Source organism: Micromonospora sp. URMC 105, from assembly GCF_051386295.1.
GTDB lineage: Bacteria > Actinomycetota > Actinomycetes > Mycobacteriales > Micromonosporaceae > Micromonospora.
Map to the genome: position 1 here is coordinate 15623 of NZ_JBPQTL010000049.1, position 24868 is coordinate 40490.

A 24868-nucleotide genomic window follows, 5' to 3' on the forward strand; every position below is an offset into this window, starting at 1 on the left:
GGGTGTCAGGAGACGCGGACACCCCGACACGCCGCAAACGGTGGATCCAGGCGTGGGCCCACCACCGGGGCCGTCAGGGGTTCATCTCGTACGCGCCGGAGAGCGCCTCCACCTGGGACCAGACGCGGGCGGTGCGCTGCGGGTCGGCCACCGGCCGGCGGACCTGGGTCAGCGCCCAGGCGGCCTGCGCCTCGGTGGTGGCCGCCTTACCGTGCAGCTCGGTGGCGTGGCCGGAGAAGTCGCGGACCAGGATGTCGAAGATCTCGTCCAGCAGGTCGGCGTCCAGGCCGGTCAGCGTGGCCTGCTCGAGGATCAGCTGACCGTAGACGACCAGCGCGAAGAGCTGCCCGAGGGCGAGCAGGAAGTCCAGGTCGCGCTGCTGCTCCTCGCTCGGCGCGTGCGCGGCCAGCAGCGCGCAGAGCCCGTCGGCCTGCTCGCGGAACCGGGCCACATTCGGCACCCCGGCGTGCGCGTCGTACGCGGACCGCCAGTCGTGGAAGCGGATCGCGCCGAGCCCCCGGGCCGGGCCCTGCCGGAACAGGAACTCGTCGTCGGCCGGGTCGTGCCGGGTGGGCACCGGCGGGAACTCGGCCGGCCGGAACAGGTAGTTGGCCATGAACTTCAAGATCAGGGCCAGGTTGACGTGCACGGTGCCTTCGAGCTTGGGCAGGCCCCGGATGTCCCGGGCGGCCTTGTCGAAGTAGGTGTCCGCCTCGAAGCCCTTGGCGGCGATGACGTCCCAGAGCAGGTCGACGACCTTCTCGCCCTCGGTGGTCACCTTCATCTTGGTCATCGGGTTGAACAGCAGGTAGCGGCGGTCGTCCGGGCTCGCCGAGCGGAAGTAGTCCACCGCCCGGTCGCTGAACAGCTTCATCGCGACCAGCCGGGCGTACGCGTCGGTCAGCTCCCGGCGCACGTGCGGGAAGTCGGTGACCCGCCGGCCGTAGAGCACCCGGTTGTGGGCGTGGGTGACCGCCTCGTACATGGCGTGCTCGCAGATGCCGATCGAGGCGGTGCAGAGGTTGAACTTGCCGACGTTGACCGTGTTGAGCGCGGCGTCGAAGGCGGCCTTGCCGGTGTGCAGCACGTCCTCGGCGCGGACCGGGTAGTCCTCCAGCCGGAACTCGCTGACGTACATCTGCGCGTTCACCACGTTGCGCACCAGGTGGTACGCGGGGTGCCGGCTGTCGGCGGCGAAGAAGACGTACCCCTCGGGGCCCTCGACGTCCGCGCGGCGGCCGAAGACCGAGACCAGGCCGGCGACGTTGCCGTTGCCGATGTAGTACTTGCCGCCGGTGGCCCGGAAGCCGCCCTCGCCGTCCGGGGTGAGCAGCATGTCGGTGGAGTAGATGTCGGCGCCGTGGCTGCGCTCGGAGAGGCCGAACGCCATCACGTGACCGCCGTCGAGCAGGGCGGCGGCGCGGGCTCGGGCGGCGGCGTTGTCGCTCTGCCAGACCGGGCCGAGGCCGAGGACGGTGACCTGCCAGGTGTACCAGTAGCCGAGGCCGTAGAAGCCGAGCACCTCGCTCAGCGCGGCGTTGCGGGCGGTGTCCCAGCGCTTGGCCGCATCGCCGCCGCCGTCGGCGGCCGGGGTGCAGAACGCGGCGAAGAGGCCGGACTTGGCGGCGAAGTCGAGGAAGTCGCCGTACCAGGCGTGGTCGTTGTAGCTGTCCACCAGCGCCTTCTTGCCGCGCTGCTCGAAGAAGTCGACGGTGGCGCGCAGCAGCCGGCGAGTCTCCTCGTCCAGGTGCACGGGGTCGTAGGTGCGCGGGTTGAGCAACGGGTCGGCCATGGGGGTCCCTTCGGCGAGGTGGTGGGTCAGCGGTCGAGGTCGCGCAGGGTGGCGAGGACGTCGTCGAGCCAGGCCAGCACCATCTGCTCGTACGCGATGCCGCCGCGCAGCACGACGTGCTGCAATGCCGCGCGGGTGTCGCCGGGGTCTCCGGCCGGGAAGTCGCGGCGCTCGCCGGCCAGGTAGCTGGCGAGGACGGCCTCGTGGTCGGCGCGATAGCGCTCGACCTCGGCGACGAGTTCGGCGCGGCCGGCGCGGTCGGTGAAGGCGGCACCACGGATCTTGACGGCCAGCTCGTGCCGGACCGCCTCGGGCTGCACGGGCGCGCGCAGCCACTCGGCGAGCGCGGCCTGCCCGGCGGCGGTGGCCGACCAGGACCGCTTGTCGGGGCGGCCGTCCTGGCCGACCTCCTCGGCGGTGACCCAGCCGTCGGTCTCCATCCGCTTGAGCACCCGGTAGATCTGCTGGTGGGTGGCGGTCCAGAAGCGGCCGATCGAGCGGTCGAAGCGGCGGGCCAGCTCGTAACCGGAGGCCGGCTGCTCCAGCAGGGAGACCAGGATCGCGTGCTCGAGGGCCATGCGGTCATCTTGCTATGCAACGAGTTGCATAGCAAGGGCGCAGGGGCGTCGGTCACACCCACGACGACGCCGCGCCCCTCACGGGAGCGCGGCGTCGCCGGACGAGGATCAGCGGCGGGCGCCGGCCGGGCGGCGGGTCAACGCCACCCCCAGGCCGATCATGCCGAGGCCGAGGAAGAGGTGCAGCCAGTCGTCCGCGTTGTTGAGCGGGACGAAGTTGGCGCCGCTCTCGTGCCCGACCACCAGGCCGTAGAGCCAGAGCACCAGATAGATCGCGCCACCGGCGAGCAGGTACGTCCGTGCGCCGGAGACGGTACGCGCCAGGGCGAGCCCGGCGACGCCGAACGCCAGGTGCACCAGGTTGTGCAGGATCGACACCTGGAAGAGCCCCAGCAGCTTCGCCTTCGACTCGTGCCCGGCGAACATCATCTGGTCGAAGTTCGTGGTGATGCCGGGAATGAAGCCCAGCACCCCGACCAGCAGGAAGAGCACGCCGGCCGCCTGGGCGGCGCGACGGACGGGGGACGGGGCGGTCGCCGATGCCCCTCGGCCAGGCCTGTTCACCATGTCCACCACCTCCGTCGGAGTCCGTGTGGTCCGCGGTTGCCCGGGACCGCGCGCCGCAAACCCTCGGAAGCGGGCGGTTGTGGCCGCGGGCCGGCTCAGGCCGGTGGCAGGTGCTCCCGGAGCGCGGCGAACTCGGCGACGGTCAGCCAGGAGGGGTTGGCCCCCTGCGGCTGGCGCAGGACCTCCGCCCCGGCCAGCCGGCTGTCGGCCCGCAGCCGCTCCCGCGGCACCCGGTCATCCGGGTCCAGCACCGTCAGCTCCAGCGGCACCGACCACGGCTCGCCCGGCGGCCCCGGCACGGCCGGGCCGGTGAGGTGCCCGACCCCCCAGACCCCGTACGTCAGCCGGCCACGGCTGCCACTGGCCCAGAGCACCACCGGCTGACCGGCCCGCATCAGCCGGGACCGGTAGCCGGGGCGGACGCACCAGCTCGTCACCCGGGGATCGGTGGCGAAGCGGGCCGCCAGGTCCACCGCGTCCGCGTTGCCCTTGACCAGCCATGCGCCGAGCCCCGCCGCCGTCACCCGTCGAGTCGTCATGTGCTGCTGGTGCCCAGCAGCGGCGCAGGTCAACCGGTCAACGTGGCGTTGACCACTGCGATTAGGCGTTTACCGGGGGTGCGAGTGGAGACTTTCCCCCGGTACCGACAAAGGGGGAGACCGTGTCCGAGACCGACCGACCGCAGCCGCGTGACCGGGGCACCGCGCCCGCCGGGGTGACCGACCCGCTTCTGTGGCGGCTCGCCGCCGACGTGGTGGACGCACACCAGCCGGACGAGACCGGGCACTGCGACAACCTGCTCTGCGGCCACCAGGAGTGGCCGTGCGACGCGGCGCGCCAGGCGCAGCGCGCGCTGGCGCTCTCCGGTGACGCGCCGGCGGAGACCGCCGACCCGGGCCGCGACGACCGGTGGGAGCAGCCGGAGCGCGAGCTGACGGCGCTGCCCGGCCGCCGCCCCCGGACGGCCGCCGAGGCCGCCTGACCCTTCCCGGGTACGCCCCGCGGCACCCGCAACCTCACCTCGAGCCGATCGGCGGTCACATCCGGTCGGCCGGGTGTGTCTACTCACGTGGCACACCACGAGGGGGCGACGTGACGGCGGTGGACGAGCACGACTGGTTGACGGAGCGGTTCGAGGAGCACCGGCCCCGGCTGCGGGCGGTGGCCTACCGGATGCTCGGCTCGGTGAGCGAGGCCGAGGACGCCGTCCAGGACGCCTGGCTGCGGGTCAGCCGGGCCGACGCCACCGAGGTGGCGAACCTCGGTGGCTGGCTGACCACGGTGGTGGCCCGGGTCTGCCTGAACGTGCTGCGCTCGCGGGGGCGGCGCCGGGAGGAGCCGCTCGACGCGCGGTTGCCGGAGCCGGTGGTGAGCCCGGAGACCGGAGCCGACCCCGAGCACGCCGCGGTGCTGGCCGACTCCGTCGGGCTCGCGCTGCTGGTGGTGCTGGAGACGCTGACCCCGGCCGAACGGCTCGCGTTCGTCCTGCACGACATGTTCGCCGTGCCGTTCGAGGAGATCGCCCCGCTGGTCGAGCGGTCCCCGGCCGCCGTGCGGCAACTGGCCAGTCGCGCCCGCCGGCGGGTACGCGGGCAGTCCCCCGTACCCGACCCGGACCTCGCCCGGCAGCGGGCGGTGGTCGACGCGTTCTTCGCCGCCGCCCGCGACGGCGACCTCGACGCGCTCGTCGCCGTGCTCCACCCCGACGTCGTGCTGCGCTCCGACGCCGGCACCGGCAGCCGCCACACGGTCGTGCTCACCGGCGCGCGGACCGTCGCCGGGCAGGCGGTGACCTTCGGCCGGCTCCACCCGTTCCTGCGGCCGGCGCTGGTCAACGGGGCCGCGGGCGCGGTGGTCGTCGCGCAGGGCCGGCCGCTGTCGGTGCTCGGGTTCACCGTCACCGGCGGCCGGATCGTCGCCGTCGACGTGCTCTCCGACCCCGAGCGGCTGCGCCGGCTCGACCTGGCCGCCTTCGGTCAGCTCGCCTCCGCGCGCAGTTGCTCCTCCGACGCGCCGCGCCGCCAGTAGCCGGCGAAGGTCACCCGCCGCCGGTCCAGGCCGCGCTCGGCGACGAGGTGCCGGCGGACCGCCCGCACGGTCGAGGACTCACCGGCGATCCAGGCGTACGGGACGCCGGCCGGGAACCGGGCGGCGCGGATCGCCTCGGCCAGCAGGCCACTGCCGGGCCCGGTGGTGCCCCGGACCAGCCAGCGCACCTCCGCGTGCGCCGCGGTGGGCAGGTCCCGCACGTCGGCGGCGTGCGGGACCTCGATCCACGCCCGGACGGTGACGTCGGCGGGCAGCCAGGCCAGGATGCCGGCGGCGGCGGGCAGCGCCGTCTCGTCGGCGGCGAGCAGGACGTGGTCGGTGCCGGGCGGCGGCCGGAAGCAGACGCTGCGGTTGTCGTGCTCGGCCGGGCCGAGCAGGACGAGCCGGTCCCCCGGCCGGGCCCGCGACGCCCAGCGGGTGGCCGGGCCGCTGTCGCCGTGGTGGACGAAGTCGACGTCCACCTCGCACGCCTCCGGCCGCTGCGCGCTGATGGTGTAGGAGCGCATCACCGCCCGGACGGCCGAGTCGGTGGCCCGCCACCGGCCGTACCAGTCGTCGCCCGCGTCGAGCGGGACCATCGGTTCCGGCTGTCCGGGGTGCGGCAGGAAGAGCGAGACGCTCTGGTCCCGGCCGCCGCCGGCGAACGCGGCCAGCTCGTCCCCGCCCAGGGTGACCCGGATCAGCGAGGCGCCGATCCGCCGGGTGTGCCGGACCTGGGCGCGGTAGAAGCGGTAGCGCAGGGCGACGGGCGTCGCGGTGCCGGTGGTCACGGCGTCAGCCGACCCGCTTGGCCGACCGGATCGCGGTGGCCAGGTTCTCCAGCAGCGGCGCCGCGCCCGCGTACGAGAAGCGGGGCACCGCGTCCCACGGGGTGACCTGGTTGGCGCGCACGGCGGGCAGCTGCTGCCAGGTGGGCTTCGCGGCGAGATCCTTGGGCTGCAGCGCGGTGGACCGGTTGTCGAGCAGGATCAGGTCGGCGGGGAACTTGCCGGCGTTCTCCCAGCTCAGGCTCTCGAAGTAGTCGCCGGTGGCGAGCTTGTTCGGCACCACGATGTCGACGCCCAGCTCGGCGAAGTACATCAGGTCGGTGCTGACCTTCGGGTTGGAGACGTAGAACAGGTCGGGGCTGCCGGAGGCGGCGAGCACCCGGATGCCGGGGTTGGCCTTGACCGCCTGGCGGACCGACTCGGCGGCGGCCTCGAAGCGCGCCTTGGCGTCGGTGACCTTCTTGGCGTTCAGGTCGGCGCCGAGGGAGCGGGCGAGCTCGGCGTACCGCTCGATGGGCCGGGTCATCGGCACCCGGGCGGTGGTGACGGTGGCGCTGGGCGCCAGGGCGAGGATCTTGTCCTTGCTCTCGTCCGGCACGTACCAGAGGGCGCCGGGGTCGTACATGTGGGTGACCAGCAGCTCGGGGCGCAGCCCGGCGTACTTCTCCACGTTGAACTCGCCCCAGACGTTGCCGAGGACGGTGACCCGGTCCACGTCGAGGCCGCCGGCCTGCGGGTCGACCGAGCCGTCGCTGCGGGTGGTCTCGCCGAACACGCCGACGATCTGCGAGTCGAGTCCGAAGTCGACCAGCGCGGCGGCGACCCCGGTGAAGGCGACGACCCGGGTCGGGGCGCTCGCCAGCTCGATCTTCTGGTTCCGATCGTCGGTGAACGACCAGGGGCCGGTCGAGCCCTTGGCGCCGGTGGAGCCGGACTTGTCGGCCTGGCCGCAGCCGACGAGGAGGGTGGCGAGGGTGGCGCCGCCGGCGGCGAGCAGGCCCCGGCGGGAGAGTCCGCGAGCGGACATGGAAGCAGGCATGATGACGTCTTTCGATCAGGACCGGACCGCGATGATCCGCGATGGCCGGGTTAGGTTAACCTAACCTAACCCGAAGTCAACCGGTGCCATGCCGTTTCCCCCCGGAGCCGATCCTGTCCGTCACCACGCTCGCCGCCGCCCCGGCGCCGGCCCCGTCCACCCGTCGTGCCGGCCCGGCCGTGGCGCTCGCCGTCGGGCTGCTGCTCCTGCTCGCCGTCGCGGTGCTGAGCATCGCCGTCGGCGCCCGGCCGCTCTCCGTCACCGAGGTCTGGCAGGGGCTGGTCTCTGCGGCCTCCCCCGAACACGCCGTGGTGCACCGGATGCGCCTGCCCCGCACGCTGCTCGGCCTGCTCGCCGGCGCGGCGCTCGGGGTGGCCGGGGCGCTGATGCAGGCGCTCACCCGCAACCCCCTGGCCGACCCGGGACTGCTCGGCATCAACGCCGGCGCCGCCGCGGCGGTCGCCACCGCCACCGCCCTGCTCGGCGTCGGCACCGCCGGTGGCTGGGTGTGGTTCGCCCTGCTCGGCGCGGCCACCGTCACCGCCGGGGTGTACGCGGTCGGCGGCGGCCGGCAGGCCACCCCGGACCGCCTCGCGCTGGCCGGGGCGGCGCTGAACGCGGTGCTCTTCTCGTACGTCAGCGCGGTCATGCTGCTCGACGCCGCCTCGCTGGACCGGCTGCGGTTCTGGACGGTCGGCTCGCTGGCCGGCGCCGAGTTCGCCACCCTGCGTACCGTGGCGCCCTTCGTGGTGGCCGGGTTGCTGGTCGCCCTGGCCGGCGCGCGGTCGCTGAACGCGCTGGCCCTGGGCGACGACACCGCACGGGCGCTCGGCGCCCGACCGGCGCTGGTGCGCGGCGCGGCGATCGCGGCGGTCACGCTGCTCTGCGGCGCGGCCACCGCCGCCTGCGGGCCGATCGTCTTCGTCGGACTGCTCGTGCCGCACCTGGTCCACGTGCTGACCGGGCCGGACCTGCGCTGGCTGCTGCCCGCCTGCGCGCTGTACGCACCCGTCCTGCTGCTCGGCGCCGACGTGCTGGGCCGGGTGCTGGGCCGCCCCGGCGAACTCCAGGTCGGCCTGGTCACCGCCGTGCTCGGCGGGCCGCTCTTCCTGCGTCTGGTGGCCCGGCGATGACCGTCCTGCGTACCCCCGGCGGCCGTTCGCTGCGCTGGCGCCCCCGGTCGCTGGCCGTCGTCGCCGGCGCCGCGCTGCTCGCCGCCGTCCTCGGCGTGCTCGCCGTGGCCGGCGGCGACTACCCGATGAGCCCGGCCGACGTGCTGCGCACGCTGACCGGCGGTGGCAGCGCGGCCGAGGAGTTCATCGTCGGCGAGCTGCGCCTGCCCCGGCTGGTCACCGCGCTGGGCGTCGGGGCCGCCCTGGCGCTCTCCGGCGCGGTGGTCCAGACGCTGCTGCGTAACCCGCTGGGCAGCCCGGACATGATCGGCATCACCCAGGGAGCGGCCACCGGCGGGCTGGTCGTCGTGGTGCTCGGCGGCAGCAGCCTGGCGCTCTCCGGCGCGGCGCTGGCCGGCGGGCTCGGCACCGGCCTGCTGATCCGGGCCGTCACCGGCAGCCGGGGGCTGGCCGGTCACCGGCTCGTCCTGGTCGGCATCGGCGTCATGGCGATCCTCACCGGCGTCAACGGCTGGCTGCTCACCCGGGCGCCACTGATGGACGCCGCCCGGGCGGTGCTCTGGCTCACCGGCAGCCTGGACGGGCGCGGCTGGGCGCAGGCGGTGCCGGTGCTGGGCGTCCTCGCGGTGCTCACCCCGGTGGTGCTCGCCGGCGGCCGGGCGATGGCCATGGTGGAGCTGGGCGACGAGACCGCCACCGCGCTGGGCGTGCCGGTGGCCCGGGTCCGGCAGGTGCTGCTCGGCGCGGCGGTGCTGCTCGCCTCCGTCGCGGCGGCCGCCGCCGGGCCGGTCTCCTTCGTCGCGCTCACCGCCCCGCACCTGGCCCGCCGGCTCACCCGCGCGCCGGGGCCGAACCTGGTGGCCTCGGCGCTCACCGGGTCGGTGCTGCTGGTCGCGGCGGACCTGCTGGCCCAGCGCGCCCTCGCCGGCCAGCAGCTGCCGGTCGGCGTGGTGACCGGCGTGCTCGGCGGGACGTACCTGGTGTGGCTGCTCGCCGCGCGTCGTCGCGCGGGACGGAACTGAAGGAGATCACGTGTCGGGAAACCCACGGCTGGACGGGGTCGGGCTGACCCTGGCGTACGAGCGGCGCATCGTCGCCGAGGAGCTGTCGGTCGCCGTACCCGACGGGTCGTTCACGGTGGTGATCGGGCCGAACGCCTGCGGCAAGTCGACGCTGCTGCGCGCCCTGGCCCGGACGCTGCGGCCCCGCGCCGGGACGGTGCTGCTGGACGGGCGGGACATCCACGCCCTGCCGTCCCGCGCGGTGGCCCGTACCCTCGGCCTGCTGCCCCAGTCGTCGGTGGCGCCGGACGGCATCACGGTGGCCGACCTGGTGGCCCGCGGCCGGTACCCGCACCAGGGGCTGCTGCGGCAGTGGTCGCGGGAGGACGAACGGGTGGTCGCCGAGTCGATGGCCGCCACCGGCGTCGCCGAGCTGGCGGACCGGCCGGTCGACGAGCTCTCCGGCGGGCAGCGGCAGCGGGTCTGGATCGCCATGGCGCTGGCCCAGCAGACCCCGCTGCTGCTGCTCGACGAGCCGACCACCTGGCTGGACGTCGCCCACCAGATCGAGGTGCTGGACCTGTGCGCCCGGCTGCACGAGGAGCAGGGCCGCACCCTGGTGGCGGTGCTGCACGACCTGCACCACGCCGCGCGCTACGCCACCCACCTGATCGCCATGCGCGACGGCCGGGTGGTCGCCGAGGGTGACCCCCGGGACGTGGTCACCGCCGAGCTGGTCCAGGAGGTGTTCGGGCTGCCGTGCCGGATCGTCGAGGACCCGGAGACCGGCACCCCACTGGTGGTACCCGCCACCCGCCGTCCACGTTTGCCGCAGGCACGGCCGCGGGTAGTCCCGACGTCCTGACCGGGCTCCAAGATCCGGTGTACGGCCGGAGGAGTCGGGATGGCGGAGATGGCGCGACAGTGGACGGCGACCGCCGTCGACCGGCTCCGGCAGGGCTGGCGACCCGCGGTGGAGGCGGCCGTGGCAGCGACCGTCGCGTGGATCGTCGCGGCCCGGCTGATCGGTCACCCCGACCCGTTCTTCGCGCCGAGCGCCGCGCTGATCGTGCTCGGCGAGGCGCGGGGCAAGCGGCTGCGGCAGACCGTCGAGATGGTGCTCGGGGTGGCCGCCGGGGTGCTCGCCGCCGACCTGGCGGTGCAGTCGCTCGGCCCCGGCACCGGCACCGTCTTCCTCGTGCTGCTGCTGACCACCGGGCTGATGCTCACCATCGGGGCGAGCAGCACCCTCACCGTGCAGGCCGCGGTCTCCGCCCTCTACCTGGTCGCGGTGGCCGCGCCGCAGGGCGGCGGGCTGGTCCCGTTCCGGTTCGTCGACACGCTGATCGGCGGCGCGGTGGCGCTGGCCGCGAGCCAGCTCATGGTGGCCCGCGACCCGCTCGCCCCGCTCGTCGCCGAGGCTCGGCGCACCTACGGCGACCTGGCTGACCTGCTCATCCGGATCGACCGGGCGCTGGCCGGCGGCGACGAGGAGGCCGCCCGGACGGCGCTGGACCAGGCCCGCGAGGTGGAGGGCTGCGTGGACCGCTTCCGCGTCGCGGTGCAGGCCTGCAGCGAGTCGCTGCGGCTGCGGGTACGCAAGCGCCGCCACCTCGACCAGGTGGCGGAGGTCGAGGCGACCTGCCGCCAGCTCGACTACGCGGTGCGCAACATCCGGGTACTGGCCCGCAACGGCGTGACGTTGACCCGGCTCGGCACACCGGCCCCACCGCAGCTGGGCGAGGCGATCCGAGCGCTCGGCGACGCGGTGCGCGCCGCCGCGGAAGCCCTCTCCACCGATCTCGGCGGGCACTCCGACGCGGACCCGCACGCGGAAGGCGCCGACCACGCCGCCCTCGAGGCGGTGCGCATCGCCGCCCGGCTGCTGCAGGCCGACCCGCCGCTGCCACTGGTCATGATCGTGGGCCAGATCCGGGCCACCGCCATCGACCTGCTGCGCGGAGTCGGAACGGACGACGCGGCGGTGCTGGGCCGGGTCGACGAGGCGCTGGGCCTGCCCAAGGGGTGAACCCCCTCAGCGGGGTGGCGGGGCGGCCGCCCCGGCCGGCGGCTGCGGGCCGAAGGTGGTGAGAAACCGGTCCCGGAAGGTGTCCATCCGCCAGACCGGCGCGCCCGGGCCGGGCCGCAACCCCTCGTCCCAGCCCCAGCCGGCCACCCGCTCCAGCACGGCGGGATCGCGGGCCACGACGGTGATCGGCACGTCCCGGCCCGCGTTCTCCCCGGTCACCACCGGTGACGGCTGGTGGTCGCCGAGGAAGACCAGCACCAGCTCGTCGTCGCCGTACGTCTCCACGTAGGAGATCAGGCTGTTCAGCGAGTACTCGATCGATCGCCGGTAGCCGGTGCGGACCTCGGTGGCGCTGCGCCCCACCACGTCTTTCGGGTTGGCGGCGACGGAGGTGGGCCGGCGGTAGATCGAGCCGTCCCCGACGTGGCCCCAGTCGAGCATCCGGGGGATCGCCGCCCAGGGCGAGTGGCTGGAGATCAGCGGGATCTCCGCCATGATCGGGGCGTGCCCCGGCGTGGCCCGCTCCCGCCGGTGGAAGGTGGCCAGGGTGTACTGGTCGGGCATGGGCGCGAAGCTGAACCTCGGGCCTCGGTAGCCCAGCCCCGCCGCGTCGTGGTAGCGGTCGAAACCGAAGAAGCGCCCCTCCGGCCAGGGCTTGGTGGCCGCCGGGAGCACCCCGACCGTCTGCCAACCGGCCCGCCGGAAGGCGCCGTTGAGGGTGAGCCGGTCGCCGGCCAGCAGGCTGAGGTGGCGTTGCTGGTTGTCCACCCAGACCCCGGACAGCAGCGTGTCGTGGGCCAGCCAGCTGCCCCCGCCGGCCGTCGGCGAGGTCAGGAAGCCGCTGCGGGCCTGGAAACCCCGCTCGGCGAGCCGGCGCGTACCGCCGTCGAGCACCGCGCCGACCTGCGGAGCGAACTCCGGGTCCTGCACCGCGTCCCGGCCGTAGCTCTCCACGAAGGCGACGATCACGTCCTTGCCGCGCAACGCGGTGAGCAGCCGGTCGCCGGGGGTGTCCCGGAACGCGTCGGCGGCGACCTCGGCGGCGAAGGCCTCCCGGTCCCGCAGCCCGGTGCCCACCTGGCCGAGATGCTGTCCGACCAGCCTGGACGTCCCGGAGTCGGCGACCGGCACGCCGATCGTCGCGGCGGCGACCCAGACCACGGCCGCCGCCGCCAGGGCCCGGACCGCCCGCCGGTCGTGCCGGGCCACCAGCCGGGTCAGCCGCAGCACCGACCGGGTGGTCAGTACCAGCAGCGCGCCGACGAGCGCGACCAGCGCCACGATCGTGCCGACCGCGCCGGCCCGGCCGACGGAGTCGCGGACGAAGGCGTACGCGTCGTCCAGCAGCACCCAGTCCAGCACCAGGTCGAACGGGCGGGCGAGGCTGGCGGACATGCCCATGTCGAGCAGCTTCACGATGGCGAGCAGCCCGAGGGCGACGCCGCACAGCAGCGCCACCGCCCGCCGCAGGGCACCGCGCAGCACCAGCAGCAGCCCGGCGGCGACCAGCCCCTCGACCGGGATGCGCAGGAACGCGGCGGGGCCGAGCTGGTCGAGCCGGTTCGGCGCGACCAGCACGGCGAACACGAGCAGGCCGGCCGCCACGGTGGTCACCCGCCCCGCGACGGTACGCAGCCGGCCCCGCCGCCCGACGACGGCAGCGTCAGCGGCAGGGGCCGGTTCCGGTGCCGACGGCGCATCGGGGGCCGGATCGGCTTGCGCTGCGGGGTCGAAAGGCCGGACCGGTGCGTCCACGGTGGCCCGGCGGCGCAGGCGCGACAGCACTGACACTGCGTTGTCCCCTTCCCTGGGTGACTGCGCCGGGGGAGCCCGGTGAGCAGGCGATCCCGGTGGTGAGGTCGATCACCGGGCCGGTTCGAACCGTGGCTGCCGTACCTCCGTGTTTATGATCGACGGCCTCGACAGGAAACACGGAGCGCGCGGCCGTTCGGTTCGGTCCGGCAGCCAGATGAGGAGAACACCCGCGTGATCCGCGATGCCCGCGCCTTCTGGCTCCGCTCCCCCGGCGTGGGTGAGATCCGGCCGGTCACGTTGCCGGAGCCGGGACCGGACGAGGTCCTGGTGCGCGCGCTGTACTCGGGGGTCAGCCGGGGCACCGAGACGCTGGTCTTCACCGGCGGCGTGCCGCAGAGCCAGTACGCGGCGATGCGCGCCCCGTTCCAGGAGGGCGACTTCCCCGCCCCGGTCAAGTACGGCTACCTCAGCGTCGGCGTGGTCGAGGCCGGTCCGGCGGAACTGCGCGGGCGTACCGTCTTCTGCCTGCACCCGCACCAGAGCGCGTACGTGGTGCCGGCCTCGGCCGTGACCCCGGTCCCGGACGGCGTGCCGGCGGCGCGGGCGGTGCTGGCCGGCACGGTGGAGACGGCGGTGAACGCGCTCTGGGACGCCGCGCCGCTGGTCGGCGACCGGGTCAGCGTGGTGGGCGGCGGCATGGTCGGCTGCGCCGTCGCGGCGCTGCTCGCCCGCTTCCCCGGGGTACGCGTCGAGCTGGTGGACACCGACCCGGCGCGGGCGGCGGTGGCCGCGGCGCTGGGCGTCGGGTTCGCAGCGCCGGACGACGCGGCCGACGGACGGGACCTGGTGGTGCACGCCAGCGCGACCGGCCCGGGCCTGCAGCGCTCCATCGAGCTGCTCGCCCAGGAGGGCACGGTGATCGAGCTGAGCTGGTACGGCGACCGGCCGGTGCAGCTCTCGCTGGGCGGGTCGTTCCACTCCGGCCGGTTGACCGTCCGCAGCAGCCAGGTGGGCACGGTATCCCCGGCCCGGGCCGCGCGGCGCGGCTACGCCGACCGGATGGCGCTGGCCCTGGAGCTGCTCGCCGACCCGGTCTTCGACGCGCTGATCACCGGCCGGTCGGCCTTCGCGGACCTGCCCGACGTGCTCGACCGACTGGCCGCGGGGAGCCTCCCCGCGCTGTGCCACCTCATCACCTACGACGGGGAGTGACGCCGTGTTCAGCGTGACCGTACGGGACCACATGATGGTCGCCCACAGCTTCACCGGCGAGGTCTTCGGGCCCGCGCAGCGGCTGCACGGGGCGACGTTCGTGGTGGACGCGACCTTCCGCCGCGCCGAGCTGGACGCGGACGGCATCGTGGTGGACATCGGCCGGGCCACCGAGGAGCTGCGCGCCGTGCTCGCCGAGTTGAACTACCGCAACCTCGACGACGAGCCCGCCTTCGCCGGGGTGAACACCACCACCGAGGTGCTGTGCCGCACGATCGCCGACCGGCTGGCCGAGCGGGCCCACGCCGGCGCGCTCGGCGCGGGGGCCCGCGAGCTGGCCGGGATCACCGTGACGCTGCACGAGTCGCACATCGCCTGGGCCAGCTACGAGCGGTCGCTGTAGACCGTGGCGGTGGCGCACGTCGTCCTGCCCGGCGACATCGACGACCCGGCGACCCCGAGCGGCGGCAACACGTACGACCGCCGGGTCTGCCGGGGCCTCGCCGAGCGGGGGTGGGCGGTGCGCGAGCACGGCGTACCCGGGCGGTGGCCGCACCCCGACCCGCCGGCGCGGACCCACCTGGCCGGGGTGCTCGCGGCGCTGCCCGACGGCGCGGTGGTGCTGCTCGACGGGCTGGTCGCCTCGGCGGTGCCGGAGGTGCTGGCCCCGCACGCCCGGCGGCTGCGCCTGGTGGTGCTGGTGCACATGCCGCTGGAGGACGACGCCGAGGCGGCCGCGCTGGCCTGCGCCGCCGCGGTGGTCACCACCAGCGAGTGGACCCGCCGCCGGTTGCTCGACCGATACCCACTGCCCGCCGGCCGGGTGCACGTGGCCACCCCCGGGGTGGACCCCGCACCGCCGGCCCCGGGCACGCCGGCAGGCACGGCGCTGCTCTGCGTCGCGGCGGTCACCGGGCACAAGGGACACGACGTGCTGGTCCGTGCCCTCGCCGAGGTCGCCGAGCTGCCCTGGACGCTGGACTGCGTCGGCGCGCTCACCCGCGACCCCGGCTTCGTCGCCGGGCTGCGCCGGCTGGTGGACGAGCGGGGGCTGACCGGGCGGGTCCGGCTGGTGGGACCGCGCACCCGGGCCGACCTCGACGCCGCGTACGCCGGCGCCGACCTGCTGGTGCTCGCCTCCCACGCCGAGACGTACGGGATGGTGGTCACCGAGGCCCTGGCCCGCGGCCTGCCGGTGCTCGCGACCCGGGTGGGCGGGGTGCCCGAGGCGCTGGGCCGGGCCGCGGACGGCGAGCCGCCCGGCCTGCTGGTGCCCGCCGCCGACCCGGCCGCGCTGGCCGGCGCGCTGCGCCGCTGGCTCACCGGGGCGCCGCTGCGCCACCGGCTGCGGCAGGCCGCCCTGGCCCGCCGCGACGGCCTCGCCGGCTGGCCGGCCACCGCCACCGCGATCGCCCACGTCCTGAACGGAGTGAGGGTTTGACCACGTACGCCACCGACCCCTTCGCCGACTGGCTCGCGCTGCGCGAGCCCGCCGACGCGGCCGCCCGCGCCGAGGACCTCGTCGACCGGGTACGCGCCCGGCTGCCCGTCGACCGGCCCCTGGTGGTGCACGACCTGGGCAGCGGGACCGGGTCCATGGCCCGCTGGCTGGCTCCCCGGCTGCCCGGCCCGCAGCACTGGGTGCTCTACGACCGGGACGCCGGTCTGCTCGACCGGGCCCTCGCCGACCCGCCGCGCGCCGCCGACGGCAGCCCGGTGCGGGTGGAGACCCGGCGGACGGACATCACCCGGCTCACCGCCGCCGACCTGGCCGGCGCCGACCTGGTCACCGCCTCGGCGCTGCTGGACATGCTGACCGCCGAGGAGATCGAGGCGATCGTGGCGGCCTGCGCCGGGGCGGGCCGGCCGACCCTGTTCACGCTCTCCGTCGTCGGCCGGGTGCGGCTCGACCCGCCCGACGAACTGGACGCGGAGGTCGCCGCCGCGTTCGACGCGCACCAGCGCCGGACCGTGGACGGCCGGCGCCTGCTCGGGCCGGACGCCGCCGCCGCCACCGTCGCCGCGTTCCGGCGGCACGGGGTCGCCGTGACCGTCCGGTCCAGCCCGTGGCGGCTGGACGCCGGGCACGCCGCGCTGACCGGCGAGTGGTTCACCGGCTGGTGCGACGCCGCCGTCGAGCAGCGCCCCGAGCTGGCCGCCCGGACGGGCCCGTACGCGCGCCGCCGGCTGGCCGAGGCGGCGGCGGGCCGGCTGACCGTCACGGTGGGGCACGACGACCTGCTCGCCGGAGCGGAATGAACCCGACGGCCGGCCGGTACGTGGTGGAGGGAGAGATCTTCGACAGGAGGACCCGCGTGGCACAGCCTGCCGGCGACGCACCCACCACCGCCCCGGCCCGTCCGAGCTGGACCTGGGTGAGCAACCTCGGCGGCGTCGCCCTGGTGGTGGCGCTGCTGTGGTGGCTGGGCACCGGCCCGGCCCTGGAAGCACTGAGCCGCATCGACACCCCGGCGGTGGTCGCCGCGCTGCTGCTCGGCGCGCTCAGCACCGTCTGCTGCGCCTGGCGGTGGCGGCTGGTCGCCGAGGGGCTCGGGGTCCGGCTCCCGCTGGGCACCGCGGTGGCCGACTGCTACCGGGCGACCTTCCTCAACGCCACGCTGCCCGGCGGGGTGCTCGGCGACGTGCACCGGGCGGTGCGGCACGGCCGGGAGGCCGGCGCCGTGGGCCGGGCCGTCCGGGCCGTGGTCTGGGAACGCACCGCCGGTCAGGTCGTCCAGGTCACGCTCGCGGTGGCGCTCCTGCTGACGCTGCCGTCGCCGGTGCGGCCCTGGCTGCCGGAGGCCACCGCGCTGGCCCTGGCGGTCGCCCTCGGCGTGGTGCTGCTGGCCCGGGCGCTGCCCCGCTCCGGGCCGTCCCGGCGGGCCCGGGCGCTGCGCGCCGCCGCGGCCGACGTCCGCGCCGGCCTGCTGACCCGCCGGACCGGGCCGAAGGTGCTGCTCGCCTCGGCGGTCGCCGTCCTCGGCCACCTGGGCACCTTCGTGGTGGCGGCCCGGGTCGCCGGCGCCACCGCCCCGCTGGCACAGCTGGTGCCGCTGACCCTGCTGGCGCTGCTGGCGATGGCGCTGCCGGCGAACGTGGCCGGGTTCGGCCCGCGCGAGGGCGTGGCCGCCTGGGCGTTCGGCGCCGCCGGGCTGGGCGCCGCCCAGGGGGTGTCCACCGCGCTGGTGTACGGGGCGCTGGTGATCATCGCCGCGCTGCCCGGCGCCGCCGTGCTGCTGCTGGGCCGGCAGCCGGCCCGCCTTGCGCGCCGATCAAGGGTGAACCAGGGTGGTTCTGCCCCGGTGCCCGCTGCCGGGCTGGCCGGCAGCGTCTGACAGAGGAGACACATGTACCCAGCAGCACTGCCGGTCGCCACGGTCCGCACGCAGGTCACGGTCCCGCTCCGCCTTCCCGACGGGTACGCCACCACGGCCCGGGTCTTCACCTTCGACGGGTTGGTGGACGGGCGGGAGCACCTGGCGTTCGGTCTCGGCGACTGGGCGGGCGCGCTGCGCCGGCGCCCGGACGAGCCCGCGCCCCTGGTCCGCCCGCACAGCGAGTGCCTGACCGGGGACGTGTTCGGCAGCCAGCGCTGCGACTGCGGTCCGCAGCTGCGCGAGGCGGTGGAGCGCATCGCCGCAGCCGGGGGCTTCCTGCTCTACCTGCGGCAGGAGGGGCGCGGGATCGGCCTCTATCCGAAGCTGGACGCCTACGCGTTGCAGGACGCCGGGCTGGACACGTACGAGGCGAACGTGGCGCTCGGGCACGGCGAGGACGAACGCGACTACCGGGCGGCCGCGCAGATGCTGGCGGCGCTGGGCGTGCGGCGGCTGGCGCTGCTGAGCAACAACCCGGAGAAGGCCGAGCAGCTCGACCGGCTCGACGTGACGGTGACGGAGGTGGTCCCGACGGGGGTCTACCTCTCCCCCGCCAACGCCGACTACCTGGCGGCGAAGGCGCACCGGGCCGCCGCCCGTACCGCCGACTCGCCGTCGCTGACCTGACATGGCTGCCGTACCGGGCGGCGGGCGGCCGTACGTGCTGCTCAGCTGCGCCACCTCGATCGACGGGTACCTCGACGACGCCACCGAGCAGCGGCTGCTGCTGTCCAACGCCGACGACCTGGAGCGGGTCGACGCCGTCCGGGCCGGCTGCGACGCGATCCTGGTCGGGGCCGGCACGGTACGCCGGGACGACCCCCGGCTGGTGATCCGCGCGGAGCGGCTGCGCCGGGCGCGGGTGGCCCGCGGGCTGCCGCCGTCGCCGCTGAAGGTGACCCTGACCGAGCGGGGCGACCTGGACCGGACCGCCCGGTTCTTCACCGTCGGCGACGCGGAGCGGATCGTGTACTGCGCGTCGCCGGCGGTGGACAAGACCGCCGAGCTGCTGCACGGGCTGGCCACCGTCGTGGACGCCGGCGACCCGGTGGACCCGGCCCGGATGCTGGCCGACCTAGCCGGGCGCGGGGTGGACCGGCTGATGGTGGAGGGCGGCGCGTCGGTGCACGCCCAGTTCCTCACCGCCGGGATCGCCGACGAGCTGCACCTGGTGGTCGCCCCGTTCTTCGTCGGCGACCCCCGGGCCCCCCGCTTCGGCGGCGACGGCCCGTTCCCGTGGCACCCCGGCCGGCGGGCCCGGGTCGTCGAGGCCCGCCAGATCGGTGACGTGGTGCTCGTCCGGTACGCCCTGTCGCCGCGCTGCCCGGACGCCTGAACCGGCGAGCCGGTTCGTCCGTACCACCGGCCGACACGGAAGAGCGCCCTACTACGCTTTGTCGTAACGGGTGGACGTGCGGACGAGGGAGCGGCTGTGGTGGACGAGGGCGACGAGCAGGTGACCGCGTGGGCGCTGGCCGCCGGGCGGGGCGACCCGCTGGCGCTGGCCGCGTTCGTCCGGGCCACCCAGGGCCCGACCTGGCGGTTCCTGCACCACCTGCTGGCCGACGCGGAGACCGACGACCTGGTGCAGGAGACGTACCTGCGGGCGATGCGGGCGCTGCCCCGGTTCGCCGCCCGGTCCTCCGCGCGGACCTGGCTCTTCGGCATCGCCCGGCGGGTCGCCGCCGACCACCTGCGGTCCCGGCGAGCCCGCCCGCCCGCCACCACCATCGACGGGTACGACCCGCCGTCGGCGGGCCGGTTCGAGAACGTGGTGGTGCTCGACGCGCTGCTGCGCGAGCTGCCGGCCGAGCGGCGGGAGGCGTTCGTCGCCACCCAGGTCCTCGGCCTGTCGTACGCGGAGGCGGCGCAGGTCTGCGACTGCCCCGTCGGCACCATCCGCTCGCGGGTGGCGCGGGCCCGGGCGGACCTTGTCGAGGCCATGGCCGAGCGGGCCGGCCGGACCGACACCCGCGCCGGCTGACCCGCCCGCCGGGGGGCGGCGGCGATCCGTAAGGACCTCGCAAGGTCTGCGCGACTCGTCGCGCGCGCCGCCGCCACTACGCTGACCGGCACGAGGGGGAGGTACGCGTGGCGCAGCGGGTGCTGGTCGTCGACGACGACCGGACGGTCAGCGACGTGGTCTGCCGCTACCTGGCACACGCCGGCTACCAGGTGGACCACGTCGGCGACGGTGCGGCCGCGCTGGCCGCCGTCGCCGCGGCGCCGCCGCAGCTGGTGGTGCTCGACGTGATGCTGCCCGGGGTCGACGGGCTGGAGGTGTGCCGGCGGCTGCGGGAGCGGCCGGACGGCGTACCCATCGTGATGTTGACCGCGCGCGGCGACGAGGCCGACCGGATCCTCGGCCTGCAACTGGGCGCGGACGACTATCTGAGCAAGCCCTTCTCCCCGCGCGAGCTGGTGCTGCGCGTGCGCTCGGTGCTGCGCCGGGCCGGCGGCGAGCCGGCCGCCGCGATCGCCGAGGTGCTCGCCGACGGCGGCCTCGTCGTGGAGACCGGCCCCCGGGTGGCCCGGCTGCACGGCCGGGAACTGGCCCTCACGCTGCGCGAGTTCGACCTGCTGGCCCACCTGATGCGCCACCCGGCGCGGGCGTTCCGCCGGGCCGAACTGCTGGAGCGGGTCTGGGGCTGGAGCTTCGGCGACCAGTCCACCGTCACCGTCCACGTGCGCCGGCTGCGGGAAAAGATCGAGGCCGACCCGGCCGACCCGCGCCGGATCGTCACGGTGTGGGGCGTCGGCTACCGGTACGAGCCGGTCGATGGCTGACCTCGCGCTGATCTTCGGGGCCGCGCTCGGGGCGGCCTGCTGTGTCGGGCTGCTCGGCGCGGGGGCGCTGCGGCTGCTGCGCGGCCGGTCGATCACCGTGCACATCTCCGTCCTGCTGGCGATGACCGTGACCGCGGTGGCAGCCGGCGTCGCGGTGATCGCCGAGGCGATGTTCCTCTCACCGCACGATTTGGAGGTGGTGCTGATCACCGTCTCCGCGGCGGCGGTGGTCAGCCTCGCCGTCGGCTGGCTCTTCGGCCGGCGGCTCGCCGCGGCGGCGGTCTGGGCGGACCAGGCGCGGGAGCGGGAGCGGCGGATCGAGAAGGGACGCCGGGACCTGGTCGCCTGGGTGTCGCACGACCTGCGGACCCCGCTGGCCGGGCTGCGGGCGATGGCCGAGGCGCTGGAGGACCGGGTGGTCGCCGACCCGGAGACGGTGCACGAGTACCACCGCCGCGTCCGGGTGGAGACCGACCGGATGACCCGGCTCGTCGACGACCTGTTCGAACTGTCCCGGATCAACGCCGGGGCGCTGCGGCTGTCGCTGTCCGCCGTACCGCTGGGCGACGTGGTCTCCGACGCCCTGGCCGGCACCGCGCCACTGGCCGCGGCCCGCCGGATCCGGCTGGTCGCCGCCGAGTCGGGCTGGCCGACGGTGACCGCCAGCGAGCCGGAGCTGGCCCGGGTGGTGGGGAACCTGCTGCTCAACGCGGTGCGCTACACCCCGGACGACGGCACCGTGCGGGTCGACGCGGGGCGCGACGGCGACACCGCCTGGCTGGCCGTCGCGGACACCTGCGGCGGCATCCCGGAGACCGACCTGCCCCGGCTCTTCGACGTGGCGTTCCGGGGCGAACCGGCCCGCACCCCGCGCAGCGGCAACGGCGGCGTCGAGGGTTCCGGCGGGCTGGGCCTGGCGATCGTGCGCGGGCTGGTCGAGGCGCACGGCGGCCGGGTCGACGTGCGCAACGTCGCCGGCGGGTGCCGGTTCGTCGTCCGGCTGCCGCTGGCCGACGCCTAGGGCGGCTTCCGCTCGGCTTCCGCACGGTCGCCGCCGCCGCGGCGGGTCACCGTGCGGGCGGGCGCTCCAGGCGGGTCAGTTCGGCGAACCACCGGCGGCCGGCCCGGAACACCTCGCCGACCACCAGCCCGGCCGCCGCCGCCGGGCCCGCCACCGCGGCGGGGTCCAGCCAGGCCCAGCGGAAGCTCGGCCCCCGGTCGCGCCCCGTCACCACCTGCACCTGCCCCTGCCAGGCGCCGGACCCGGGCGGCTCCAGCTCCACCAGCACCGTGCCGGTCGGCCGCAGCAGTTCCCGGCACCGGCGCAGCAGCGCCGCCGGATCACCCCCGATGCCGATGTTCCCGTCCAGCAGCACCGCATGCGCCCACCGTCCCTCCGCCGGCAGCGGCCCGAACAGGTCGGCCTGCACGGCCACCGCGCCCCGGCCCCGGGTCAGCGCGACCGCCCGCGCCGAGGTGTCCACGCCGAGGGTGGTCAGGCCGGCCCGGGTCAGCGCCAGGGTCACCCGGCCCGGTCCGCAGCCCAGGTCGAGGGTGGGGCCGGCGCAGCGGGCGAGCACCGCCGCGTCCACCGGGTCGGCCGGGCGGTGCCACCGGTCCACCGGCAGCCGGCGGCGCAGCCCGTCGGCCGGCACCAGCCAGTACGCGCCCACGCCCCGGTCACGCAGCGCGGCGGCGAAGCCGTCCACGGTAGGGACGGTCACGCCCGCACCACCATCGCCCGGCGCACCGCCGCGACCTCCCGGGCGAACCGGCCACCCGGGACCGCAGCGGCCACCGCCAGGGCGTCCGACCAGTCGTCGACGTCCCGCAGCACCGGCAGCGGCACGGTGCGCAGCCCCCGCTCGGCCAGCGCCGACCAGGTCGACCGGCCGGTGTCCGGGGTCGACATCGGCACCGCCCGCAGCGCCACCGCCTGCCGGGGGTCGCGCAGCCCCAGCGCCCACCAGCCGCCGTCGGCGGCCCGCCCCAGCACCGCGTCGGCGGTACGGAGCCGGCGTACGGCGGCAGCCAGCCGGGCCGGGGTGAGCTGCGGGGTGTCCATGCCGATCTGGAGCACCGGGCGGCCGGGGAAGGCGTCGGCGACGTCGGCGTGGGCGTGCACCAGCCGGGCGGCGAAGTCCGCGCCCCGCTGCGGCAGGACCGGCCAACCGGCGACGGCGGCGGCCAGCTCGGCGGCGTCCTCGGCGTCGGCGAGGCGTCCGGCCAACGCCAGCACCGGCGTCACACCGGGGGTGGCCCGGACGGCGTCCAGGGTGTCCCGCAGCGCGGCGGCGGCCACCCGGGCGGCCTGGACCCCGGTGGCCGGTGGGCAGAGTCGGGTCTTCACCGCGCCCGGCACGGGCGCCTTCGCGACCACCAGCAGCACCGTCATCGCCGACCCTCCACGCTGCGCAGCACGGCGGCGAAGTCGCGGGTGGCGCGCAGGGTGCCACGGACCGAGCCGGAGACCTTCGAGCGGGTGCCCGCGGCGCGCGGGGCGTACGCGACGTCGAGCTCGTGGATCCGCCAGCCCGCGGCGGCGGCCCGGATCAGCAGCTCCAGCGGGTAGCCGAAGGCCCGGTCGGTGACGCCCAGCCCCAGCAGCGCCTCGCGCCGGGCCACCCGGATCGGACTCAGGTCGCGCAGCGGTACGCCCCGGTGCCGCAGCAGCGCGGCGACCAGCGCGGTGCCGGCCCGGGCGTGCCACGGCCAGACCCCGACGCGGACCGGCCGGCGGCGACCGACGGCCAGGTCGGCGACCTGCGCGGCGACCGGGGCGACCAGCGCGGGCAGCTCGGCGGGGGCGAAGGAGCCGTCGGCGTCCAGAACGCAGACCAGCTCCGTCTCGGCGGCCTCGATGCCGGTGTGCACGGCCGCGCCGTAGCCGCGGCGGGGCTCGTGCACCACCCGCGCGCCGTACCGGGCGGCCACCTCGGGCGAGCCGTCCCGGGAGCCGTTGTCCACCACGATCGCCCGGTAGCCGGGCGGCAGGGCGGTCAGCACGCCGGGCAGCGCGGCGGCCTCGTCCAGGCACGGCAGCACCACGTCGATCTGTGTCCGCATACCGCCGACGCTAGGTCCGCAGGCACCGGCCCGCCCCGCGTTCGGCCTTACGGAACGCTTACCGACCAGGTGATTCTTACCGTCCGGTGACGTACCGGTGGTTCGGCTGACGGGCCGGGGCGGCAGGCCGTACCGTCCGGTCGACATGAGACCCGGCGCCACGCTCCCCCGCTCCCCCGCCCCCGACCGGGCCCCGGCCCACGACCGGGGCGACGTCGTCGTGCTGGGTGTCGAGGCGGCGCTGCTGGCCGCCGCGGTGATCGTGGGCGCGGTGCTCAACCACCGGGGGGTGGGCCTGCACGCCGACGCCGCGCCGCTCTTCGCCACCTGGCGGCCGCACCTGGGCTGGGGCACCCCGGCCGCGGTGCTGGTCGCCGTCGTGGTGCTCGGCCCCGGGCTGCGCTGGGCCCGGACCGCCCGCTGGACGCCGTTGCTCGGCGCCGGCTACCTGGCCGCGGTGGCCTGGACGCTGGCCCTGGCACTGGTGGACGGCTGGTCGGCGGGGCTGACCCGGCGGCTCACCCCGCAGGCGGAGTACCTGCACGAGGTGCCTCGGGTGACCGAAGTCCGGGGGATGCTGGCCGGTTTCACCGACCGGATCCTCGACTTCCAGCCCGACTCGTGGTCCACCCACACCGCCGGCCACCCGCCGGGCGCGCTGCTGGTCTTCGTCGGGCTGGACCGGGTCGGCCTGGGCGGCGGCACGGCGGCGGCGCTGGCCTGCGTCCTGGTCGGGGCGAGCGTCGCGGTGTCCGTACCGGTGGCGCTGCGGGCGCTGGGCGCCGGCGAGGCGGCCCGCGCGGTGCTGCCGTTCCTGGTGCTGCTGCCGGGCGCGGTCTGGGTCGGCGCGTCCGCCGACGGCGCCTTCACCGGCGTGGTCGCCGCCGGCCTGGCCCTGCTGGCGGTACGCGGCCCCGTGACCGCCCTGGCCGGCGGGCTGCTGCTCGGCTTCGCGCTCTACCTGTCGTACGGCTTCGTGCTGGTCGGGCCGCTGGCCCTGGCGGTGCTGGCGCTGCGACCGGCCCGACGGCGCAACGCCCTGCTCGCCGGGACGGCCGGGGTGGCCGCGGTGGTGGCGGCGTTCAGCCTCGCCGGCTTCCACTGGTGGCAGGGGTACGACCGGGTGGTGGAGCGCTACTACCAGGGCTGGGCGGCCGACCGCCCGTACGGCTACTGGGTCTGGGCCAACCTGGCGGCGCTGCTGCTCTCCGCCGGGCCGGTGGCCGGGCCGGCGCTGCGCCGCGCGTACCTGGCGGCCCGAGCGGGCTGGCGGTCCCCGGTCCACCCGGCGGACCCGGCCGCACCCGCGTCGGCGGCCCACCGTGCCGGATCGGCTCCGGCGGCGGCTCCCGCGCGTGCCGGTCAGGTGTGGGGCGGCCTCGTCGCGCAGCGCTGGGCCGGGCTCGCGTCCCGGGTACGGCTACTCGGGCCAGCCGTGCTGCTGCCGGCGGCGGCCACGCTGGCGGCTGTCGGCGCGGACCTGTCCGGGATGAGCAAGGCCGAGGTGGAGCGGATCTGGCTGCCGTTCGCGGTGTGGCTCCTGGTCGCCGCCGCACACCTGCCCGCCCCGGCCCGCCGCTGGTGGCTGGCCGGACAGGCCCTCACCGCCCTGACCGTCAACCACCTCCTCCTCACCGTCTCTCGGGTCGTGGCGGGCCGCGCTGCGGATCGCCCGGCGGGAGGCGGGCCGGGCGCGCCGGCGTACCGCGCTGGTAC

The 24868-nt window shown here is 76.1% G+C and carries 27 protein-coding genes; 17 read left to right on the plus strand and 10 right to left on the minus strand.

Going from position 1 to position 24868, the window contains the following annotated elements; all coding sequences use genetic code 11:
- Window positions 1-73 precede the first annotated feature (73 nt).
- From ACSNN7_RS17225 to ACSNN7_RS17240, 4 genes are all read right to left on the minus strand, one after another.
- Window positions 74-1792: an acyl-CoA dehydrogenase gene (locus tag ACSNN7_RS17225; protein WP_436681826.1), complete on the minus strand. Its 1719-nt coding sequence runs from the start codon at window positions 1790-1792 to the stop codon at window positions 74-76.
- 26 nt (window positions 1793-1818) lie between these two features.
- Window positions 1819-2370, minus strand: coding sequence for a PadR family transcriptional regulator (locus ACSNN7_RS17230; RefSeq protein ID WP_436681827.1), 552 nt, complete (start codon window positions 2368-2370; stop codon window positions 1819-1821).
- A gap of 108 nt (window positions 2371-2478) precedes the next feature.
- Complete coding sequence (locus ACSNN7_RS17235) at window positions 2479-2937, minus strand: DUF4383 domain-containing protein (RefSeq protein WP_436681828.1); 459 nt, start codon at window positions 2935-2937, stop codon at window positions 2479-2481.
- 95 nt (window positions 2938-3032) lie between these two features.
- Complete coding sequence (locus tag ACSNN7_RS17240) at window positions 3033-3476, minus strand: hypothetical protein (protein ID WP_436681829.1); 444 nt, start codon at window positions 3474-3476, stop codon at window positions 3033-3035.
- A gap of 122 nt (window positions 3477-3598) precedes the next feature.
- On the opposite strand from ACSNN7_RS17240, the gene ACSNN7_RS17245 reads away from it, so the two are divergent.
- Together ACSNN7_RS17245 and sigJ are read left to right on the plus strand one after the other, a co-directional pair.
- Window positions 3599-3919: a hypothetical protein gene (locus ACSNN7_RS17245; protein WP_436681830.1), complete on the plus strand. Its 321-nt coding sequence runs from the start codon at window positions 3599-3601 to the stop codon at window positions 3917-3919.
- Between the two features lie 119 nt (window positions 3920-4038).
- Entirely contained in the window at window positions 4039-4965 is a 927-nt protein-coding gene (gene sigJ / locus ACSNN7_RS17250) for an RNA polymerase sigma factor SigJ (RefSeq protein ID WP_436681851.1), read from the plus strand.
- Here the strand turns inward: sigJ and ACSNN7_RS17255 are convergent.
- Window positions 4914-5756, minus strand: a complete 843-nt coding sequence (locus ACSNN7_RS17255; RefSeq protein WP_436681831.1) for a siderophore-interacting protein — start codon at window positions 5754-5756, stop codon at window positions 4914-4916. The genes sigJ and ACSNN7_RS17255 overlap by 52 nt on opposite strands.
- Before the next feature lie 4 nt (window positions 5757-5760).
- A complete protein-coding gene (locus ACSNN7_RS17260; RefSeq protein WP_436681832.1) occupies window positions 5761-6792 on the minus strand; it encodes an ABC transporter substrate-binding protein in 1032 nt (343 codons plus the stop codon).
- Between the two features lie 83 nt (window positions 6793-6875).
- Between ACSNN7_RS17260 and ACSNN7_RS17265 the strand changes: the two genes are divergently transcribed.
- From ACSNN7_RS17265 to ACSNN7_RS17280, 4 genes are read left to right on the plus strand one after another with little or no spacing between them, the layout of a single operon-like run.
- Window positions 6876-7925: a FecCD family ABC transporter permease gene (locus tag ACSNN7_RS17265; protein WP_436681833.1), complete on the plus strand. Its 1050-nt coding sequence runs from the start codon at window positions 6876-6878 to the stop codon at window positions 7923-7925.
- Window positions 7922-8947: a FecCD family ABC transporter permease gene (locus ACSNN7_RS17270; RefSeq protein WP_436681834.1), complete on the plus strand. Its 1026-nt coding sequence runs from the start codon at window positions 7922-7924 to the stop codon at window positions 8945-8947. Before ACSNN7_RS17265 ends, ACSNN7_RS17270 begins: the two co-directional genes overlap by 4 nt.
- A gap of 43 nt (window positions 8948-8990) precedes the next feature.
- The gene (locus ACSNN7_RS17275) at window positions 8991-9791 is read left to right on the plus strand and encodes an ABC transporter ATP-binding protein (RefSeq protein ID WP_436681852.1); all 801 of its coding nucleotides are present in this window, start codon (window positions 8991-8993) and stop codon (window positions 9789-9791) included.
- A 39-nt stretch (window positions 9792-9830) separates the two neighbouring features.
- Window positions 9831-10955: an FUSC family protein gene (locus ACSNN7_RS17280; protein ID WP_436681835.1), complete on the plus strand. Its 1125-nt coding sequence runs from the start codon at window positions 9831-9833 to the stop codon at window positions 10953-10955.
- 6 nt (window positions 10956-10961) lie between these two features.
- On the opposite strand, the gene ACSNN7_RS17285 is transcribed toward ACSNN7_RS17280, so the two are convergent.
- The gene (locus ACSNN7_RS17285) at window positions 10962-12569 is read right to left on the minus strand and encodes a sulfatase (RefSeq protein ID WP_436681836.1); all 1608 of its coding nucleotides are present in this window, start codon (window positions 12567-12569) and stop codon (window positions 10962-10964) included.
- A gap of 372 nt (window positions 12570-12941) precedes the next feature.
- Here ACSNN7_RS17285 and ACSNN7_RS17290 point away from each other — a divergent pair, with 372 nt between their 5' ends.
- From ACSNN7_RS17290 to ACSNN7_RS17335, 10 genes are all read left to right on the plus strand, one after another.
- Window positions 12942-13922, plus strand: a complete 981-nt coding sequence (locus ACSNN7_RS17290) for a dehydrogenase (protein WP_436681837.1) — start codon at window positions 12942-12944, stop codon at window positions 13920-13922.
- A 4-nt stretch (window positions 13923-13926) separates the two neighbouring features.
- Window positions 13927-14325, plus strand: coding sequence for a 6-pyruvoyl trahydropterin synthase family protein (locus ACSNN7_RS17295; protein ID WP_436681838.1), 399 nt, complete (start codon window positions 13927-13929; stop codon window positions 14323-14325).
- 3 nt (window positions 14326-14328) lie between these two features.
- Window positions 14329-15363 (plus strand): glycosyltransferase family 4 protein, encoded by a 1035-nt coding sequence (locus tag ACSNN7_RS17300; RefSeq protein WP_436681839.1) that lies wholly within the window; start codon window positions 14329-14331, stop codon window positions 15361-15363.
- Window positions 15360-16181 (plus strand): class I SAM-dependent methyltransferase, encoded by an 822-nt coding sequence (locus ACSNN7_RS17305; RefSeq protein ID WP_436681840.1) that lies wholly within the window; start codon window positions 15360-15362, stop codon window positions 16179-16181. Before ACSNN7_RS17300 ends, ACSNN7_RS17305 begins: the two co-directional genes overlap by 4 nt.
- A complete protein-coding gene (locus ACSNN7_RS17310; protein ID WP_436681841.1) occupies window positions 16178-17257 on the plus strand; it encodes a lysylphosphatidylglycerol synthase domain-containing protein in 1080 nt (359 codons plus the stop codon). Before ACSNN7_RS17305 ends, ACSNN7_RS17310 begins: the two co-directional genes overlap by 4 nt.
- A gap of 12 nt (window positions 17258-17269) precedes the next feature.
- The gene (locus tag ACSNN7_RS17315; protein WP_436681842.1) at window positions 17270-17926 is read left to right on the plus strand and encodes a GTP cyclohydrolase II; all 657 of its coding nucleotides are present in this window, start codon (window positions 17270-17272) and stop codon (window positions 17924-17926) included.
- A 1-nt stretch (window position 17927) separates the two neighbouring features.
- Window positions 17928-18635: a RibD family protein gene (locus ACSNN7_RS17320; protein ID WP_436681843.1), complete on the plus strand. Its 708-nt coding sequence runs from the start codon at window positions 17928-17930 to the stop codon at window positions 18633-18635.
- Window positions 18636-18731: 96 nt separating this feature from the next.
- A complete protein-coding gene (locus ACSNN7_RS17325) occupies window positions 18732-19283 on the plus strand; it encodes a sigma-70 family RNA polymerase sigma factor (RefSeq protein ID WP_436681844.1) in 552 nt (183 codons plus the stop codon).
- A gap of 107 nt (window positions 19284-19390) precedes the next feature.
- Entirely contained in the window at window positions 19391-20086 is a 696-nt protein-coding gene (locus ACSNN7_RS17330) for a response regulator transcription factor (protein ID WP_436681845.1), read from the plus strand.
- Window positions 20079-21107: a sensor histidine kinase gene (locus ACSNN7_RS17335; RefSeq protein ID WP_436681846.1), complete on the plus strand. Its 1029-nt coding sequence runs from the start codon at window positions 20079-20081 to the stop codon at window positions 21105-21107. The genes ACSNN7_RS17330 and ACSNN7_RS17335 overlap by 8 nt, the downstream gene beginning before the upstream one ends.
- Window positions 21108-21153: 46 nt before the next feature.
- Here the strand turns inward: ACSNN7_RS17335 and ACSNN7_RS17340 are convergent, their stop codons facing one another.
- Genes ACSNN7_RS17340 through ACSNN7_RS17350 form a run of 3 tightly spaced genes read right to left on the minus strand, consistent with a single transcriptional unit; the run spans window position 21154 to window position 23152 of the window.
- Window positions 21154-21810, minus strand: coding sequence for a methyltransferase domain-containing protein (locus ACSNN7_RS17340; protein ID WP_436681847.1), 657 nt, complete (start codon window positions 21808-21810; stop codon window positions 21154-21156).
- A complete protein-coding gene (locus tag ACSNN7_RS17345) occupies window positions 21807-22481 on the minus strand; it encodes a TIGR04282 family arsenosugar biosynthesis glycosyltransferase (RefSeq protein ID WP_436681848.1) in 675 nt (224 codons plus the stop codon). The genes ACSNN7_RS17340 and ACSNN7_RS17345 overlap by 4 nt, the downstream gene beginning before the upstream one ends.
- Entirely contained in the window at window positions 22478-23152 is a 675-nt protein-coding gene (locus tag ACSNN7_RS17350; protein ID WP_436681849.1) for a glycosyltransferase family 2 protein, read from the minus strand. Before ACSNN7_RS17350 ends, ACSNN7_RS17345 begins: the two co-directional genes overlap by 4 nt.
- A gap of 145 nt (window positions 23153-23297) precedes the next feature.
- Between ACSNN7_RS17350 and ACSNN7_RS17355 the strand changes: the two genes are divergently transcribed.
- The coding region (locus ACSNN7_RS17355) for a hypothetical protein (RefSeq protein ID WP_436681850.1) at window positions 23298-24868 on the plus strand (1571 nt) is incomplete at its 3' end.